This window comes from Oleiphilus sp. HI0123, assembly GCF_001635315.1.
Window position 1 is genome coordinate 1 of record NZ_LWGE01000762.1, and the last position, 583, is coordinate 583.

Here is a 583-nt window from a genome sequence, read left to right on the forward strand (position 1 = left end):
CACCAAAAGTACGCTCTTACTAAGGGGAGATTTGGAAGATGTTAGTAAGTTTATATCGCTATAATCCTGAACAAGACACTGCACCCTATATGCAGGATGTTGAGTTACAGATCCCTGAAGGGAAAGATTTGATGGTTCTTGATGTCCTGGGCTTGCTTAAGGAAAAAGATCCATCACTGGCTTACCGCCGCTCTTGTCGTGAAGGTGTTTGTGGTTCAGATGGTTTGAACATGAATGGTAAGAATGGATTGGCTTGTATTACACCTCTTTCAGAAGTTGTGAAGGGTAACAAGTTAATCATTCGTCCTTTGCCGGGCTTGCCGGTTATTCGTGACTTGGTTGTAGATATGTCTATGTTCTACAAGCAATACGAGAAAATTAAGCCATTCTTGATTAATGATACGCCAGCACCTGCTATTGAGCGTATACAGACGCCTCAAGATCGTGAAAAGCTGGATGGATTGTATGAATGTATCTTATGTGCTTGTTGTTCAACAGCTTGCCCATCATTCTGGTGGAATCCTGACAAGTTTGTCGGGCCATCAGGTTTGTTACAGGCATACAGATTTTTGGCTGACTCACG

The 583-nt window shown here is 42.7% G+C and carries 1 protein-coding gene; it reads left to right on the forward strand.

Going from position 1 to position 583, the window contains the following annotated elements; all coding sequences use genetic code 11:
- Nucleotides 1–38 precede the first annotated feature (38 nt).
- Nucleotides 39–583: succinate dehydrogenase iron-sulfur subunit (locus A3761_RS06750; protein WP_068750011.1), on the forward strand; the 545-nt coding region annotated here is incomplete at its 3' end.